Origin of the sequence: Glaciecola sp. XM2 (assembly GCF_018595715.1) — a bacterium.
Classification (GTDB): domain Bacteria; phylum Pseudomonadota; class Gammaproteobacteria; order Enterobacterales; family Alteromonadaceae; genus Glaciecola.
The window spans coordinates 75,965-94,149 of record NZ_JAHEOJ010000019.1; the positions used below are offsets into that span (position 1 = coordinate 75,965).

At 43.2% G+C, this 18,185-nt stretch carries 15 protein-coding genes and 1 pseudogene; 8 read left to right on the top strand and 8 right to left on the bottom strand.

Annotated elements, in window-relative coordinates:
• Positions 1–81: 81 nt before the first annotated feature.
• The 3 genes from KJ365_RS04215 (at position 82) to KJ365_RS04225 (ending at position 3,355) form a co-directional block, all read left to right on the top strand.
• Positions 82–1,476 (top strand): bifunctional enoyl-CoA hydratase/phosphate acetyltransferase, encoded by a 1,395-nt coding sequence (locus tag KJ365_RS04215; RefSeq protein WP_214450385.1) that lies wholly within the window; start codon positions 82–84, stop codon positions 1,474–1,476.
• An 8-nt stretch (positions 1,477–1,484) separates the two neighbouring features.
• Positions 1,485–2,669: an acetate/propionate family kinase gene (locus tag KJ365_RS04220; protein ID WP_214450386.1), complete on the top strand. Its 1,185-nt coding sequence runs from the start codon at positions 1,485–1,487 to the stop codon at positions 2,667–2,669.
• 146 nt (positions 2,670–2,815) lie between these two features.
• Positions 2,816–3,355, top strand: coding sequence for a class I SAM-dependent methyltransferase (locus tag KJ365_RS04225; protein ID WP_214450387.1), 540 nt, complete (start codon positions 2,816–2,818; stop codon positions 3,353–3,355).
• Between the two features lie 14 nt (positions 3,356–3,369).
• Here the strand turns inward: KJ365_RS04225 and KJ365_RS04230 are convergent, their stop codons facing one another.
• The 6 genes and pseudogenes from KJ365_RS04230 to KJ365_RS04250 form a co-directional block, all read right to left on the bottom strand.
• A complete protein-coding gene (locus KJ365_RS04230; RefSeq protein WP_214450388.1) occupies positions 3,370–3,828 on the bottom strand; it encodes a hypothetical protein in 459 nt (152 codons plus the stop codon).
• Between the two features lie 44 nt (positions 3,829–3,872).
• Positions 3,873–4,255: pseudogene (locus KJ365_RS04235) on the bottom strand (SpoIIAA family protein).
• A 205-nt stretch (positions 4,256–4,460) separates the two neighbouring features.
• The gene (locus tag KJ365_RS04240) at positions 4,461–4,592 is read right to left on the bottom strand and encodes a DUF3149 domain-containing protein (protein WP_214450389.1); all 132 of its coding nucleotides are present in this window, start codon (positions 4,590–4,592) and stop codon (positions 4,461–4,463) included.
• Positions 4,593–4,619: 27 nt separating this feature from the next.
• A complete protein-coding gene (locus tag KJ365_RS16890; protein WP_284731247.1) occupies positions 4,620–4,745 on the bottom strand; it encodes a hypothetical protein in 126 nt (41 codons plus the stop codon).
• Between the two features lie 476 nt (positions 4,746–5,221).
• Complete coding sequence (locus tag KJ365_RS04245) at positions 5,222–6,094, bottom strand: MBL fold metallo-hydrolase (protein WP_214450390.1); 873 nt, start codon at positions 6,092–6,094, stop codon at positions 5,222–5,224.
• The gene (locus KJ365_RS04250) at positions 6,095–6,724 is read right to left on the bottom strand and encodes a Tll0287-like domain-containing protein (RefSeq protein ID WP_214450391.1); all 630 of its coding nucleotides are present in this window, start codon (positions 6,722–6,724) and stop codon (positions 6,095–6,097) included.
• A gap of 317 nt (positions 6,725–7,041) precedes the next feature.
• Here KJ365_RS04250 and KJ365_RS04255 point away from each other — a divergent pair, with 317 nt between their 5' ends.
• From KJ365_RS04255 to KJ365_RS04275, 5 genes are all read left to right on the top strand, one after another.
• Positions 7,042–8,403, top strand: a complete 1,362-nt coding sequence (locus KJ365_RS04255; protein WP_250884013.1) for a sigma-54 interaction domain-containing protein — start codon at positions 7,042–7,044, stop codon at positions 8,401–8,403.
• Positions 8,404–9,030: 627 nt separating this feature from the next.
• Positions 9,031–10,428, top strand: coding sequence for a cytochrome ubiquinol oxidase subunit I (locus KJ365_RS04260; RefSeq protein WP_214450392.1), 1,398 nt, complete (start codon positions 9,031–9,033; stop codon positions 10,426–10,428).
• Positions 10,429–10,430: 2 nt separating this feature from the next.
• Positions 10,431–11,432: a cytochrome d ubiquinol oxidase subunit II gene (gene cydB / locus KJ365_RS04265; RefSeq protein ID WP_214450393.1), complete on the top strand. Its 1,002-nt coding sequence runs from the start codon at positions 10,431–10,433 to the stop codon at positions 11,430–11,432.
• A 4-nt stretch (positions 11,433–11,436) separates the two neighbouring features.
• Positions 11,437–13,212, top strand: coding sequence for a thiol reductant ABC exporter subunit CydD (gene cydD / locus KJ365_RS04270; RefSeq protein WP_214450394.1), 1,776 nt, complete (start codon positions 11,437–11,439; stop codon positions 13,210–13,212).
• Positions 13,209–14,888: an amino acid ABC transporter ATP-binding/permease protein gene (locus KJ365_RS04275; RefSeq protein ID WP_214450395.1), complete on the top strand. Its 1,680-nt coding sequence runs from the start codon at positions 13,209–13,211 to the stop codon at positions 14,886–14,888. Before cydD ends, KJ365_RS04275 begins: the two co-directional genes overlap by 4 nt.
• A gap of 164 nt (positions 14,889–15,052) precedes the next feature.
• Here the strand turns inward: KJ365_RS04275 and KJ365_RS04280 are convergent, their stop codons facing one another.
• Positions 15,053–15,841: a hypothetical protein gene (locus tag KJ365_RS04280; RefSeq protein ID WP_214450396.1), complete on the bottom strand. Its 789-nt coding sequence runs from the start codon at positions 15,839–15,841 to the stop codon at positions 15,053–15,055.
• 303 nt (positions 15,842–16,144) lie between these two features.
• Complete coding sequence (locus KJ365_RS04285; protein WP_214450397.1) at positions 16,145–18,112, bottom strand: alpha/beta hydrolase family protein; 1,968 nt, start codon at positions 18,110–18,112, stop codon at positions 16,145–16,147.
• Positions 18,113–18,185 lie beyond the last annotated feature (73 nt).

An 18,185-nucleotide genomic window follows, 5' to 3' on the forward strand; every position in this document is an offset into this window, starting at 1 on the left:
AAGATAAAATTGGATGCTGTTTACTACGTTACCGCATAAAGTTGAATGTGTTGCCGCATATTACCTAGCTTAGGAGCTAAGATGGAATACATCGAAAACAAAACCTTTGATGAAATAGAGGTTGGAGATACTGCAGAGCTTACGCGAGAGTTAAAGCCTCAAGATATTGAGCTTTTTGCGGTCATGTCGGGAGATGTCAATCCGGCGCACGTGGATCATGAGTATGCAAAAGACGATATCTTTCATAAAGTCATTGCCCATGGAATGTGGGGCGGGGCGCTTATTTCTGCCCTTTTAGGCACGCAGTTACCTGGTCCGGGCACCATCTATTTGAACCAGTCTTTGAGCTTTCGCCGACCAGTGGGCCTGGGTGACAAGGTGCTGGTGCGAGTCACCGTCAAAGAAAAGAACCTTGAAAAACGCAAAGTGCTACTTGATTGTGAATGCATTAATCAGGCAGGTGAGCTGGTGATTAAAGGGCAAGCAGAGGTGATTGCACCAAGTGAAAAAGTGCGCCGTCCTAGAGTAATGTTGCCAGAAGTACATTTGCATGAGCGTGGTGCGCATTATCAAAAACTGCTCGACAGCACCAAAGACCTGGTGCCTATTAAAGTTGCCGTGGTGCACCCTTGCGATGAGTTGTCATTAATGGGGGCAATAGAAGCTAAGAATAAGGGCGTTATTGAGCCTATTTTAATTGGCCCAAAAGACAAAATCGAAGCGGTGGCCCGCGAGTGCGGATGCGCCTTAGATGGAATTGAAATACTCGACGTCGCTCATAGTCATGCTGCGGCCGAGGCAGCAGTCAAGCGAGTGCGTGATAAGAAAGTTCAAGCCCTGATGAAAGGAAAGTTGCATACCGACGAACTGATGCAGGCGGTAGTCAATAAAGTGCACGGCATCCGCACTGAACGCAGGATGAGTCATATATTTGCTTTAGATGTCCCAACCTATCATAAACCGCTGTTTGTGACCGATGCCGCTATCAATATTTCTCCAGATCTCAATACCAAGCGCGATATTGTGCAAAACGCAATAGACTTGCTTCATGCCTTAGGTATTGAAATGCCAAAAGTTGGTATTTTGGCTGCGGTAGAAACCGTTAACGCAAAAATGGCATCAACATTAGATGCCGCCGCGCTATGTAAAATGGCAGATCGCAAGCAGATAACAGGCGGCTTGTTAGATGGTCCCCTTGCTTTTGACAATGCCATATCAAAAGCGGCAGCGGCTACTAAAGAGTTAGAATCTGATGTGGCAGGAGATGTAGACATCATGCTCGCCCCCGACTTAGAAGCAGGCAATATGATAGCCAAGCAGCTTATCTACCTCGCGGGAGCAGAGTCAGCAGGGATTGTACTAGGGGCATCGGTACCCATTATATTGACTAGCCGCGCAGATGGCATTCTCTCGCGCCTAGCATCCTGCGTGCTTGCCCAGCGCTATGTTGACTTTCACACTAACAAACAAGTCTGAGACACAATATGAGCGATGCTATTTTAGTCATTAATGCCGGGTCCTCTAGCATAAAGTTTGCGCTTTATAGCGTCGATGCAGCGCAACTTGCGATGCAACTTAAAGGCAAAGTCGCCAATATTGGCTTATCTCCGCGAGTCACTGTAACAAACGGGCAAGGAACACCGCTTAAGGTAGATAAAGAGTTTAGACTTAAGCAAAGTACCTCTCATGAAGATATTATTCAGTCTTTGTTGACGTGGTTACATCATCAGGATAATCATTTTAATGTTATTGGTGTAGGGCATCGTGTAGTTCACGGTGGTGTGTCATTTACTGGAGCCACGCAAATTGACGCCAAGGTGGCAAAGCAACTTCAATCGCTTATCCCTCTTGCACCTTTGCATCAAGGCCACAACTTAGCTGCAGTAGAGGCAGTCAATAAATGGGCCCCAGAACTCGCGCAGGTCGCTTGTTTTGATACAAGCTTTCATCGCACTCAAGATGAACTATCAACATTGTTTGCCTTACCTAGAAAGCTGACAGAGCAGGGTATCATTCGCTATGGCTTTCATGGCTTATCTTATGAATATATTGCCAGTCAATTACCTCACGTTTTAACTGATAATTACGATGGACGTATTGTGGTGGCGCATTTAGGTAATGGCGCAAGCATGTGCGCGCTCAGTAAGCGAAAAAGCGTTGCCACCAGCATGGGGTTTACTGCATTAGACGGCTTAATGATGGGGCAACGCTGCGGCTCTTTAGATGCCGGCGTCATCTTATATTTAATGCAGCATCAGCAAATGAGTGCGCACGCTATAGAACATATGTTGTATCAAGAGTCCGGCTTACTGGGTGTCTCTGGTATCACTAGCGATATGCAAGCGCTATTAGACAGCAGCGATGCTAATGCTAAGCAAGCCGTGGCCCTATTTTGTTATCGGGCAGCTCGCGAGCTCACTTCACTAGCATGCGCTAATAATGGGTTGGACGCGATTGTGTTTACCGGTGGAATGGGTGAAAACTCAGCCGTTGTGCGCAATAAAATTTGTGAGCATTTGAACTGGCTAAATGTTGCTCTCGATACGCAAGCAAATCGCGATAACGCATCTGTTATTCATAGCGATAAAAGCGCAGTTGAGGTGCTTGTGATACCCACCAACGAAGAGTTGGTCATTGCCCGTTCAACACAAAGCGTGCTGTCTCCATGATAACTAACTGGCTTGCTACCTCGTCGTTTTTCATTACGCGATTGCAGTTGCAAGCCTTACGGCCTTTTTTTTATAAAGTGTTGAGTACTCATAGGCCTTTTTCGTACTATCGAAGGGTGTTTTATCATAACCAAAATGCGGCAGCTGTGCTCGATAGTTTGAAGGGCAAAAAGCTCGTTGATGTCGGATGCGGCTACACCCCTTATTTCTCTGATTCTATGTTTACAGCTTGCGCGTTAAAGGGCATCGACTTTTACGGCATCGATCCGATTATTCAACATAATGTCGTTATTGATCACACCGATGCGATGTTTTCTTTGTTTAGCAGCGGTCAGGGCTCGTTTCACACAAAGCCAGCATCGAGTGAAAAAGCGCTGCATGCAACCGCTGACAATTTACCCTTTGCCGATGGCGAGATGGATGCCATCTTAAGCTGTTGGTTGATGTTTATTTGGATTGATGATGAACAAGAATTACTAAAGATATTTACGGAGTTTTATCGAGTGTTAAAAAAGGGCGGAACGGTCACCCTTTACCCTATGCCAGATTGGTCATGCATTTCGATTACATCCAGCAGTTTGCAGTCACTGTTGCGCAGGTTCAGCGTGCAGCAAACCTTTGTCTTTGTGCCTTTTAATGCTATTTATCCTCCGGCCAATCAGATCACATTAACCAAAATAGATTAGCCAGCTAACTAGACCTACACGTCCATCATTCGGTCTAGATTGACCGACAGTTGTTTGTTCTTTTGCACCTGGGCGCTTTTGAGGTGTTCAAACACTGACTGCAACTCGTCTGTATTCGCTTGTTCATGCAAATCGTTGTATAAGGTCATGAGTTCTTCTGAAAACTGTGTCGCGAGAGAAATAATGTCGTTTAAGCTTAAGTTGCTATCAGCCTCGCTGCTTGTGGGTATCTGCAATATGCTATCGTCATTGGTATATTGAAACCAAGTATTTAATATTGCGGCACTTGCTTGCGACTTATAATGCGACATTTCTTCAGCAAATTTGAGTTCCTGCTCGGATAAGTAATGCAAACAAAGACGAACTCGTTCATCACCATGATGCTTACTTAAGGTTAAATAGTATTCGCTTAAAGCGACGTGAAAAGAGTGGATGTGATTAATCGCATCCTTGGTTTGTTCAAAGCGAATCATAATTTAGCCTCATTGATTTAAAAGCGTAATACCTTGATGCATTATTACTGGCCGCTTAGCCATTGATAAGCATTGGTCGCATCATCAAAGTTTTTTATCTCGCCACTAGTAAACCAAGTACCAATGGATGATGCATACCTGAGGGATTGTTTCCCACCGAGTATTGCGATTTTTTTAAACTTTTGCCATGGCTTAAGGCTAACTTCAGGTCATCCCAAGCAGCTCTAAGCTCCCAGCCTTCCAGTTCACTTGCGTCAAACAGGACATTGACTTCTGGCGTGCTAATACCTTCTAGCGCGCCATTTAACATGGGCGTAATGGTTTGATAATCATCATGGGTTAATTTGCCAATCACTTTGATAAAAAGGTAAATGTTGTTATCAATCCGTTCAATACCAACGGTTAAACCATGTCGTTGTATTTCCATCTTAAATACCTCAGCAGAGATTCAATTCATGCAACAAGGCTATCTTAAAAAAACCAAAGACAACATTGTGGATATCCACAATGACCTTCGATGTTTATCAGAAAAATGAGCACTGGCGTTACATTAGGAAGGCTTAGTCCATCTTGGCGATAGCAACAACATCCGCATCTAAACAAATTAATGGTTAGATATTATTGCTATGCCGTTACTTTTCTGAGGTTTGTTCGCCACTATTGTGAATAAACAGGTAGGTATAATATCCCGCCATAATTATCATTATTAAAATGCCCAACAGTGAGCCCCATACAACTGGATCGCTAAATATCATTGATAACATATTTTACTCCATCAACTATTTAAAAGGTTATTGAAAAATTAATACACCGATGTATACCAAGTAAGGCAAAAGTGCTAGAGCAACTAAAGCGACAAGGTTTGCCAAAAGTTGTTTCACGTTAAAAGTATCTAAAAGTTCTGGTTGAGCATTCATACTCATTCTCCTAAGTCGTAACAATGTAAAAAGAAACTCTATTTACTTTGTATACTTCAATATCCGTACCAACATTTAGATAATATAAGTCACTGTATTTATTAGGTATTTTAATTTTCAACAAAAGTCTTAGATTCTCATTTGTCATTATTGACATATATAAAGACAATAATGGCAGCAAGCGTTTCACAGCCTGACTAGTCTTATCTGAATGGCCAGAAATTGATTCTAGTAATGCTTCATGAACTAACACACACAGGCGCTTTTTTTGATCTTTGCGATGCCAAGAAAACTGACAAATGCGGCGCTAATTTTGTCGTTTTCGAAACTAAAACAATACAAGGAGGAGGGCCATTTCAAGCATTTTAATGAGTGAACTGTACGGTGATACTTTTACCTGAATAGGCATTAGCAAGCAGCTTGAGACTAACCTTCGCTATCAAGCTGCAAGTCACTATGGTTTGCGATGTAAATAGTTAGCTCAAAGCGAGGTTAAGGGGTAACTTAAGGTATTGCTTACCATTTTCTTCGGGCGTTGGCAGTTTGCCTGCTTGCATATTAATTTGTATTGACGGTAGTAGTAATCGCGGAGCCATCAGTGTTTTATCGCGAGCATTGCGCATGTTTATAAACGCTTGCTCTGAAGTACCTTGCTTGATATGGATGTTGCTTGCTTTTTCATCATAAACGGTAGTCTCCCAAGCATATTCGTCGCGCGTTTCGCTTTTATAGTCATGCCCCACGAATATTCTTGTATTGTTAGGTAGGGATAAAATTTGCTGAATCGAGTGATATAAAGATTTTGCACTACCGCTAGGGAAGTCCGTTCTTGCAGTACCGAAGTCGGGCATGAAAATGGTGTCTCCCACAAAAACTGCATCTTCTATTTTATAGGAGGCACACGCTGGAGTATGACCAGGTGTATGTATAACTTGAATGTCTAAGTGCCCTAGTTTAATGACTTCTCCGTCATCAAATAAGCAATCAAACTGTTCACCCTTGCAGTCTATCTCTTGACAATTATTGAACAGCTTACAAAAAGTAGATTGTACCTTGGTAATATGGGTACTAATGCCTATTAGACCACCACGCTTGCTTTGTATGTAGTTTGAGGCGCTTATATGGTCTGCATGTACATGAGTCTCCAGCAGCCACTCTAAGGTGAAATTATTTTTGTCCAAATAAGCAATTACGTCATCGGCGTTTTGAGAAGAGAGCGTCCCAGAGTTCGCATCAAAATCTAAAACAGGATCGATAATGGCGGTTTGCTTACTGGCAATATCCGTTACAGCATATGTCACGGTATTTGTATTGGTATCAAAAAACGGCTTTATATCAAGCATGCTCATTTATTTATCCTCAAGCGACTTAGTTAAGGTGAACGCTCCCCTTAAATCTTCGATAGAGAAACCAACGGCTGCATCTTGGGGGTAAAGGGCGTTGATTTTGGTGGCTAAGTCAGGGTTAACAGAACTGCCATGGCAACCTAAACATACTTTGTCAGTAGGTATTGCTTTCATAAATCGATATTGCTCGTCTTCAATTTTGCTGAAGGTTAACTGATTGGCTGGTGTTCCCGCCTTGTATTGCTCGCTAAACGTTTGCATGCGATCTAGTTCCCATGCATCTGGCACATTATTTTCGTTTCTTGCTCTGTGGCTGGTCCTCGCTACTGTCCATCCGTCTCGCGATAAATTGCTGGCTATTTCTGGTGCTTTTGAATGACATACTTCAACTGCATTTTCAAATCCACCTTGCTGAATAGCACCTACCAGTGCTTGCTTTAACTCAGTAGCAAAGGCCTTCACTTTGTTGTTGGCTTGCATATCAAGTTGATTTTGCATAGACACTTGCTCACTAGCGACTGTCGCCGGTGTTTGAGCATCTTCAGTTGTTTTCGCATCAAGCATAAAACTAGCGGTAGTACACAAACCGCAAATCAGCAGGTAATGCATTACCTTTGTTTTTGAACAAGACATGGCGTTTTCCTTATTTATCTGTTCAGTGCTAAGCGCACCGAGCTATTCATTAAATAATAACTTATCAAAAAATATGCCATCATATAAAAAATATAACCAATTGAAATTATTAAAGTATTTTCAATTCAGTATCAATTAAAATAAAAAAATGCTTGTCAAAACTGTCAATCTTGACAGAATGAAAGACAGATATGGCGTAAACGCTAGCAACCACCAGCATCTAAATATAAAGTAAAGCGCGCTGAGAACGACTCAAATAATGAGCAGACTAACACAGCAAGCGATAAGGCGATGTTGATAAGAGGGGAAGTACTAGGATGAACAATTCTATTGTTCAAAACATGATCGATTCCATCGAAAGACCCGCGATATTTATTGATACCCAATACACCATATTAGCTGTCAATGAGGCCTATCGAGGAACATACGAGAGCGAAGTGGTACTTGGCAAAAGCCGATGTTTTGAAATCTCGCACGACCATTCGAGCCCCTGTGACAAGCATGGCGAAGATTGCCCGATTCAAACGTGCATGAGTACCCAAAAGTCTAGTAATGTAATGCATGTGCACAATACGGAGTTTGGCAAAACATACTGCGATATTCTAATGAAGCCCGTCAAAGATGCTGACGGTATGGTGATCGGCTTTTTAGAAATTTTAGATAAAATTAACTTTGCTGCTGCCGAACCGCAAAAAAATAAAATGATTGGTAAGTCTGCTCCGTTTAAAAAGATGCTGACCCAAATCAACCGCGCAGCGAAAGCTGATATCGCCGTATTGTTGCATGGTGAGACAGGCACTGGAAAGGAGCTTGTTGCCAGAGCATTACACGATTCTAGCGAGCGTGCTGACAAACCCTTTGTGGTTATCGAGTGCACCGGATTGAACGAAAACTTATTCGAATCAGAATTGTTTGGGCATGAAAAAGGGGCCTTCACGGGCGCAACACACAGTAAAAAAGGTTTAATAGAGATTGCCAATGGCGGTACGGTGTTTTTTGATGAAATTGCCGACGTTGCCCTTAGCATGCAAGTTAAATTACTGCGCTTGATAGAAACCCAGTGCTACAGAACGGTAGGGGGCTTAAAGCAGCGCAAGGCAAACTTTCGTTTGATATGCGCTAGCCACAAAAATTTGCTGACACTTGTCGACGAGGGGCTATTTCGAAAGGATTTATATTATCGGATTGCTGGCTTCCCCATAAACCTGCCAAGTTTGTCGCAGCGTGAAGAAGACATTCCTGCCTTATGCAAATACTTTTTGAGCCTGACAAAGCAAAAAACTAAACGATTTTCTGAAGATGCGCTTACGCATCTGAGCCGATATTCATTTCCAGGTAATATCCGCGAATTAAAGAATATAGTTGAGCATGCCGCCTTATTAGCAAACGAAGACATCATAGAAATCGCAGACTTACCCGAACATGTGTTGCATTCTCAACATCGTCTTCATAATGATAATAAGGACGGTATGGCTTTGGCAGGTAATGGTCACTCCCCACATACAACGACTTCAGAAGGGAGCAACAATATTAAGTCACTCGAACAAGTGGAGGCCGATTATTTACGTTTTCTGTGTGAAAACCCATCATTGACAATAGACGAGCTTGCCAACAACTTAGACCTAAGTACGCGCACTTTGTACCGCAAATTACAAAAATACGGCCTTAAATACGACTAAGCATTTCGCTAACGCATGGCTTTTTTTGGCTTAATTAAGACTTTAGCATTATCACTGCTGGAGGGTGGCGACTGTCGCTCGTCCATTTGGTAAAAAAGGGTCTAGGGCCTGTTGATTTTTACTGTGAGAACCCTTCTGGTAGCGCTTGTGCTTCATTTGTATTCTCTCGTCGTAATTTTTGTAGATGACTGCACCTTCGATACGTTCCTTTGTACAAATCACGCTCAAAATTCCGTTAAATCACCCAGAAAAAGTCAACAGACCCTCGTTTAAATAAGTTTAGACACATTTGACAAACCAGCTGACATTATTGGCATAAAATTTAACAAAAATCGATGGTTTGTAGCTCAAAAGCGCTAAAACGCTCTTATGTACATGAATAGTTTTAGCAATCATGCTTGTGGTTTTTTTCTTCAAAGGTATTTGTAAGTGTTTGATTGTAAATAAAAAATAAAATATCCGCGCTAAGATATTTACAGTGTCTGGATTGACTGATGGGCAGTTTCCGATTCTATTTCGACAACTTGGATCAGTCTGTGCAGGAGTGGCATTAACATGTCATGCGTGTAAGCAAGATTCGTTTGCCCGTTACATGCAAATCTGCTCAACATTCTAAAAGGTAAAATTATGGAACTCGATCCTCTCATTCTTTCGCGCATACAGTTTGCGTTTGTGGTGTGTTTTCACGCCATCTTTCCGGTGTTTACGATAGGTCTTGCAAGCACCATTGCGGGATTTGAAACCCTTCATTACAAAACCGGTAACCCCGTCTGGCAAAAGCTATCTAAATTTTGGATTCAGGTGTTTGCTGTGGTGTTTGGTATCGGTGTTGTCTCGGGCATCGTTATGTCGTTTCAGTTTGGTACTAACTGGAGTAACTTCTCGTATGCGACGGCCAACTTTCTTGGACCTGTGCTTAGTTACGAGGTAGTGACTGCGTTTTTCCTTGAAGCTGCATTCTTAGGTGTGCTGTTATTTGGTCGCGATAAAGTTCCGCAAGGCGTTCACCTATTTGCAGCCATTATGGTCGCTACGGGTACGTTTATTTCGTCATTCTGGATACTGGCCGCTAATTCTCTTATGCAAACACCGCAAGGTTTGGAGTTAATTAACGGTATGTATTTTGTCACCTCGTGGGCAGACTCTTTATTTACACCATCCTTTGGTTATCGCTTTGCACACATGGCATTAGCATCATTTTTAACTGCCGCGTTAGTGGTGGCTGGTGTGAGCGCATGGTTTGTCCTGCAAAAGCGTGAGCTAGAAGCGAACAAGAAAGCGCTATCTGTTGCCTTATGGTTTTTACTGTTTCTTGCACCGGCACAAACGGTTGTGGGTGACTTCCACGGTTTGAACACCTTAGAGCATCAGCCTATTAAAGTAGCGGCGATGGAGGGGAATTGGGAAAGAGATACTAATGTACCTCTGTTGTTGTTTGCCATTCCTGATAAAGAAAGCCAGACCAATCATTTTGAAATAGGCATTCCTGGCTTAGCGAGTTATGTATTAACCCATGACTGGAATGGCGAAGTACCGGGATTAAAGGATGTTCCCGTTGAAGAGCAGCCGCCTGTTTTCATCGTATTTTGGTCATTCCGCATCATGGTTGGGTTGGGATTATTGATGATTGGCTTTGGTATCTGGGGATTAATACTCAGACGCAATGGCGGTTACTATCAAAACAAAACCTTTCTCAATGGCCTTAGGCTTATGAGCTTGAGCCCTTTTGTAGCAGTGTTAGCAGGTTGGGTCGTCACAGAGGTAGGCAGAGCGCCTTGGCTCATATACGGCCAGATGACACATGCACAAGGTTTAACCCCTTCACTCTCTGGTGGTATGGCGCTGTTTACCTTAATCGGTTATGTGCTGGTCTACTCAGCGGTATTTAGTGCTGGTGTTTATTATTTATTACAAGTGTTCAAAGGCGGCATAGAAAAAGCAAATGCACCTCATGAACTAGAAGAAGTAGAGCGGCCGATGAGACCATTTTCTGCTGCACACGTTGCCATAGATGGGGAGGCATAATCATGGAAGCAACTTTTGATTTAACGGTTATATGGGCAGGCATAATTGGCTTTGGTTTAATGATGTATGTCTTGATGGATGGCTTTGATTTGGGCCAAGGGATCCTGTTTATGTTTGCTCCAAATGAAGCGGCGCGAGATCAGATGATGAACTCAGTCGCACCTGTATGGGATGGCAACGAAACGTGGTTGGTATTAGGCGGGGCTGGCTTGTTAGCGGCTTTCCCCTTGGTCTATTCGGTGTTTTTACCTGCGCTTTATATTGGTGTGTTCTTGCTGTTAGCCGGCCTAATTTTTAGAGGGGTTGCGTTTGAGTTTAGATTCAAGGCAAAGACCTCTAAGTATTTATGGAATTGGTCGTTCGCAGCGGGTTCAACCATTGCAGCGTTTGCTCAAGGCGCGGTAGTAGGAGCCTATATTCAAGGTTTTGAAACCGAAGGGTTTGTATATTCAGGTGGACCTTTAGATTGGCTCACGCCATTTACCGTGATAACCGGTTTAGGTATGGTCGCAGGCTACGCCTTGCTCGGTAGCACGTGGTTGATAATGAAAACAGAGGGTGAAGTGCAAGAATGGGCATATAAACTCACGCCACCGTTATTAGGCGCGCTATTAACTGTATTTGCTATTGTTTGTGTGTATACACCGTTTGTCGACCCTTATGTGCAAGAGCGTTGGTTTGATAATATAAGCGTGATTTGGGTAATTCCGGCCTTGACCTTGTACTGTGCGTATCTAGTGCTTCGCTCAGTGAAAAAGCGTCAAGATGGCATGCCATTTGTGGCTTCAATGGGTATTTTTCTGTTCAGCTATCTAGGGCTACTTGCCAGTAAACTACCTTATATCGTGCCACCAAAGTTCACGATCTGGGACGCGGCATCTTCCTATAATTCACAGCTTTTCCTATTACTTGGTTTCTTGTTCGTTATTCCTATTGTTTTAGGATACACAACATGGACGTATTGGATTTTTAGAGGCAAAGTGAAGGCGACTGGATACCATTAAAACCATGGGTAACAATCACTCGCAAGCAGAATTGGAAGACACTTCCAATTCTGCTTTTGTTCAACAAGCAAACGATAAAATAAAGGGTGCAAAAGCAAGCGCGAGCTTGAAACGTTCTGCCGGCAATACGTTCTTGCGAACTCAGGTGAACAGTGAGCGCAAAAGGTTACTTTTATCAGTGGCGTTTGGCGCGCTGGCGTGCGTTGCCATGCTATTTCAATGGGTGAGCTTTGCCAAACTCGCTGAAGCTGTCATCGTCTATGAAGTGGACTTGAATACGCAGGTGTCCTTGCTATGTATTTTAGCCATTAGCTTGCTAAGCAAGCCACTATTTCAGCAAGCCCAAAGCAAGTTTGCACACGATGCGAGTGTGAATATTCGAAACAATATTCGTCAAAAAATGCTGACAAAATGGCGACGCACAAGCCCGCTGGCACTTAAAGAGGTGTCGGCAGGTGCCTATGCGAGTCAGTTTGTTGAAGGTATCGAGAGTTTAGATGGATACATCTCCCGCTACTGGCCTCAACAAGCCTTAGCCATCATTTCACCATTATTGATTTTAGCGGTAGTGTTTTATTTAAATTGGCTGTGCGGCCTGCTATTGCTCATCAGTGCTCCTCTCATCCCTACGTTCATGATTTTAGTGGGCATGGGAGCTGAGAAACTTAACCAAAAATATGCCCTGCAGCGCCAGCGATTAGCGGGCCACTTTCTCGATAGAGTCTCTGCGCTAAGCACTATTAAGTTACTCAATGCACAAGAGGAAATACTGACAGAGGTGCACGATGTGAGTGAGCGCTATCGACGCGTAATAATGCGTACGTTGCGCGTTGCGTTTTTGTCATCCACGGTACTGGAATTTTTCACCAGTGTTGCTATTGCCGCATTGGCTATCTATATCGGATTTTCCTTATATGGCGCAATTGCATGGGGGCCGTCAGCTAGCTTGACGCTGTTCTCTGGACTGGCGATTTTGATATTGGCACCGGAGTTTTTTCAGCCGCTGAGAATCTTATCGCAGTATTATCATGACAGGGCAACGGCGCTTGGCGCCGCTCACCATTTGGTGACGATGTTGTCAGGCCAAGATAGCGATGCCATGCGCAAGTCTTATGCAGACACGTCATCAAATGCTATTGCTGCGCCTCCTGCCACCTTAACATTGGAAGATTTAACGCTCGGTTATGCGGATAAAAGTGTGGGCCCAAGCAGTTTAAATATAACTGTAAAAACGGGCGAAATGTTGGTTGTTTATGGGCAGTCAGGCGCAGGAAAAACCACCTTATTAAATACTTTAGCGGGATTTATTGAGCCCGTGAAAGGTAGCTTTACCATTACTTCTGAGTGTTCTTATGGCCTGGCCTATTTGCCACAATCTGCATGGATAAAAAACGCCACTATCCGTGAAAACTTACAAGCTTTGGCGCCTAACGCCAGCACGCAACAAATGCTCACAGCACTTGAACAATTGGGCTTATCTGATGAGCTAGATATTAGACATAACGGTTTAAGTAGCGTCATTGGTGAGCATTCTGCTGGCCTTTCTGGTGGGCAGCTGCAGCGCATCGCATTTGCCAGGGTATTATTAAACCCAAGCCCAGTGATATTGCTCGATGAACCTACCGCTAAACTCGACTCGCACAACAAAGCCTTTGTGCTTCAAGCCATAAGCCGCCTAAGAGCCCATTCAATGCTTGTGATTGCAAGCCACGATCCTGACCTGATTGAAATGGCCGATTTACGCATGAAGTTGAGCGAACAGGGGGTAGGGTACTCATGAGATTTTGGTTTGAATTAATTGTTAAAACCAACCTAAAACGAATCAGCGTAGGTATTTTACTGACGTTGATTACTATGCTCTCTGGGATCGCCTTGCTGATGCTCTCTGGTTGGTTTATCAACGCAACTGCACTGGCAGGCATTAGTATTGCTGCGGGTCTTGTGATTACCTTTGATATGTACGTGCCCGGTTCTGGTATTCGGTTTTTTGCTTTGAGTCGAACGATTAGCCGTTATATTGAACGCATTTATAATCACGATACTATCTTAAGGCTGATTTCATTATTTCGAGTGACCTTGTTTAGGCGCTTATCGAATATGTCTTTACAACAATTGCGCGAAAGCTCCGATAGCGAGTGGCTAAGCAGGCTTACCGCCGATATTGATGCCCTTGACAGCATATTGGTGCGCTATATTTTGCCACCCATCGCCGCACTGTTGCTGATCATTGGTTTGAGTGTGTTTATCAGTGTCTTTTGGTTTGAGTTTGCCCTTTATTCGGGGTTATTTATGTTGCTTTGTTTAAGCTTGAGTGTTTTCTATACCATTAAAAGCACAGAAGCATCTTCTTCTAGCGCATGCGCAATCTTAAATCATTGCCGAACGCAGGTAATCGAGCATTTAAATGGCTCTGTTGAATTACAATCATATCATCTTATGGACGTTCACCAACGTGGTCTCGATACTCGCTTGCAGCAATTGGACGTTGCACAAAACACGCTGAGTCGTAAAACGGTTCAATTGCAGTCTTTGTTAGACTGGGTATTAAATATCAATTTATTTGTGGTCAGTGTCGCGTTGCTGAGTGCTGTCAATAGCTCGGTTATTACAGGCCCACAAGCGATTATGCTAGTCATGATGTTTTTAGGCGTAAACGAAGTGCTGCAAACTTTTGTGATGCAGTTTAGCACATGGGGTAAAACGGATTTCTCAGCCGGTCGTTTAGCGAAGTTAGACGATTCTGGCGCAGTTTCTTTCATAAGTAATGAGTCTACTAAACACAATGTCAATTCAGTGTGTTCGCTTGCTGTGCGCCTTGTTGATGAACAAAAGGTCAGCATAAGTCAACAACAAGCAGTTAATCTTACGCTCTGTGATAATCAAATGTTAAACATTATAGGTCAATCGGGAAGTGGCAAATCAAGCTTCGCTGATCTTTTGGCGGGCGTGACTGCCTTAAATTCGAAAAGCGAAGTACTCATAAACGATCGTCTGCATATCTCAGATATTGCTAAAAACAGTTGGCACCAAAAGGTGACTTACCTCGAGCAGGCAAATACTATTTTCGCGGGAACCTTAGGATACAATCTTGTTATGGGTTTAAGCACGGTAGATGAACAATACGTGTGGAGTGTCTTAAAACAACTTGAATTAGCGCAATGGGTCAACAGTTTACCGCAAGGCCTCAATACTTGGTTAGGTGAAACTGGCGGCAAGGTTTCTGGCGGGCAAGCTAGGCGGATTTGTCTTGCCAGATTGCTGCTGCGCGACCCTCAGCTAATTATATTAGACGAGCCATTTAATGGAATTGATGCAAATATGGCTAATCGAATTTGGAAGAACATCAGCCCGTGGTTATCGACTAGGATGGTGATTTTATTGACTCATCAACCTGCTGAATATTTGGCCAAGAATAAAGCGTTGTATTTGACACTAGATGCCGATTCTTCCAGTTAGAGCGATTATTTTGTATAAACTGGCCGTCAGGATTGCAATGCTCTCAAACAATTACCCCAAAAGCCTCGCTATCCAAGTATTCAAATCCGTACTCAAATCCCTACATAGTGCGAAGGCCCAAATGGGCGCAACGCTGACTGATGGTATTCAAGAAAAGACCCTGCTTAAAAAGGAATAAAAATATTCCCATCATTACAGTTGCCGGTGCATGAAAAGTCGCCATTATTACTAATGCTGCCGCTATCGTATTGGTACTGTTTTTGAACAACCATACCTTTTTCTGGCACATTAAAAGTAACATTTACGACACCAAGTTGGCTTGTGATTGTGTTAGAAGCATCGCGTTGTATGCGATTCATTAACCCCGCGTGCCCATGATTTAATAGACTAAGGGCATTACTACCAGACACCGTATACGTCACACTGATGACCTCTACTTGAACTTCTTCCTCCTCTTGCTCGTCATCTTCATTTGTACTCGTTGCCGAGGCGCTATTTGAGTGTATTGTTCTGGTGGCCTTGAATGTTGTACCAGTCAGGGATACATATTTAGATAACAATTCGTTGAATTGAGAAGCAGTCACGCCCACATATTCTGCTGCTACTTGTATGTTATGTTGCGTGATATTTTGAACCTCATCCTGCAGATTAATAGGCAATTCATCAAGCTGCTTTTCTAATTGCTTTACCTGCATCCAAGCGGCGCTTGCTTCTAGGTTTATCGCGTTTGGTAAGTTGTAAAATGCCCCAGAGAGGCTTTTTACTTCAATAAAGCGTTTGTATTGAGTCTGTGATAGCCCTAATTGCAATGCTAAGCGTAAGTCATTAGATATTATTTTACTTTCAGACACTTTGAAGTTTTGAACGTTCTTTGAACCTAAGGCTTCGACTTCCATCATGGTAAAGCCGGTTAAAGCGATAGTGAGTGCTATTTTTGTAGTGATTATTTTCATTTATTTTTCCATTAGTAAACGCAGTGGGTTAAAAAATCTTTGTAAACCATGTCAAAAACTAGCATACGTTGTGTGGTTGTCAATTTTCAGGTGATTGCCTCAGATAGAAGAAAGCACTACTTAAGTTGCTATGGAAAATTACTTAACAGTCTGACTAGCGCATGAAGCTTTGTAGTTGAGTAGTCATATGTTCAACGGGCTTTAAACATATATGAATTATTGTATTGTTGGCGTTAATAACGGCAGTTAAAAACTGCCGTTATTTTTATTAGACTAACGGGTAGCGAGAAAACAGCGTTAACTCTATTTACCTATATTCTCATTAAAGAACTCAACCATTGCGGTATAAAGTTCGTATCGTCCCGACTCATCAAACACGCCGTGTCCGGCGCGGCTGAAGTTCAGATAGGGTACTTCTTTACCATTGGCCTCTAAGCGCTCTTTGAGTACTTCTGAGTTTTCAACAGATACTCGGGCGTCGCGCTCACCGTGAATAAGCATGATATTGGCCTTGATTTTATCAGTGAAGTTTACCGGAGAGTTTGCGGCAAGCTCCTCAGGATCCGTGCCTATTACACGCTCAAGATATGCCTGACCGCCCAATGATCGGGTGATATCCGAGTCGGTGTAGGCAAAGCTTAAGTCATACAATCCAACGTAGCCAATAGCACATTTGTACATGTCAGGGGCTCTGACCGTTGCCATTACCGCGGCATATCCGCCATAACTGGCACCATAGGTACACATGCGGTCTCTATCTATAGGGAAGTTAGCTACGGTATATTCGGTGGCGTCGAGAATGTCTTGAATCATTTTACCGCCCCATTCTCTATAGCCTGCTCGTAAATAAGCATCGCCATAACCACCGCTACCTCTGAAGTTTACTTGTAGCACAGCATATCCGCGATTCGCGAGTAATTGACTTTCAGTGTCGAACTCCCAGCGGTCATAAACGCCATGTGGACCGCCATGAAGCATGACGACCATAGGGAGTTTGTCTTCTGCTGTGGTGCCTTGTGGCAGCGTAACGTAGCCATGAACCGTTAAACCATCCTCGGTTTCAAATGAAATGGGTTGTTTTGCTGACAATATGCGAGGGTCAATCCATGAGCGGTTCGCCCAAATAAACTCAGCGCCATTGGTCTTGGTATTGAACAAATAATACTCGCCGGGGTTCACATCACTGTCGATGCGTAAAAGCAAAATTTCGCCATTCTTACTTTGGCTAGGAATAGAGACTTTCTGACTGCCAAAAGCCGGTATAAGACGCTTATGAAGACTAGCGGTTTCGCTTTCTACCGGGGCATAGCTATATTGGACTTTGCCTGGATAGCTCATCCCGACCACCGGCATGTTAAGCGCAGGATCCCAATTAATGTCAAAAATATCGGTGGTGATATCACCAAATAATTTGCTCACCTCTTGGGTTTCTAAATCAAGCTGATAAATAGTGTTTAACTCTTTGTCAGTCATATCGCCATAGGCAAATACTTTTGTGCCGTCGTTGCTCAGTGCAATTGGCACAAAATCAGGAATACCATCTACCTCAAAAGGCGTCCATTCATCATCTTCTGATTTACGTGATGCAGTATTTAGCGTATTTGTTTCATCTATCCAGCGTGCAAATTTAATGTCGCCATTTTGCGTGGCAAAGACTTTTGCGCCTGGGAAGGGGATGGTTTCGACTCTTCTGCGCGTACCGGTATAAACATTTAAGCGGACGATGTTAGGATTCTTTTTGCGGTCATCGTACAAGGTATTACCAATTAAGGTCCAGGGATACTCGGCCACAAGAATGTATTTATCGTCTTCGGGCAAATAGCTTAAGATTTCTGCGCTAGCTCGCACATCTTCACGATTAGAGATCCGGCTACCGGTTTCAGCATTACCAGCACGATACCCAAATAGGATGGTGGAGCGAGAGCCGTCTATATTGATCGCAAATAGCTCACCGGTTGCTACAGGCGCGTCGTAACGAGACTGTTTTTCTTGTAATTGATAAACAATGCGTTCGTTGTTAATCCACTCGGCTGAGTGAATCTGTCCCTTATTTGGTGGTCTTACGCCACCAACGACATTCATTGTTTTTGTTTCTATAAACAAGATAGCAACGAGTCCTTCAACTCTTACACGCGCGAACACGTGCTTACCATCGGGTGAAAGTTCCATGTCTAAATAATCGCCATGACGCGTGAATTGTTCCATGGGGAGTTCGGTAGAGTAGGTAGTAAAAGAGAGTAAAAATATTAATGATGCTAACAGCAACTTCATAGCGCCTTCCTTGTTGTTCTAAAATATCCAGTAATTATTTTGATATGTCTATCGTTCAATCAAAAACTTACCA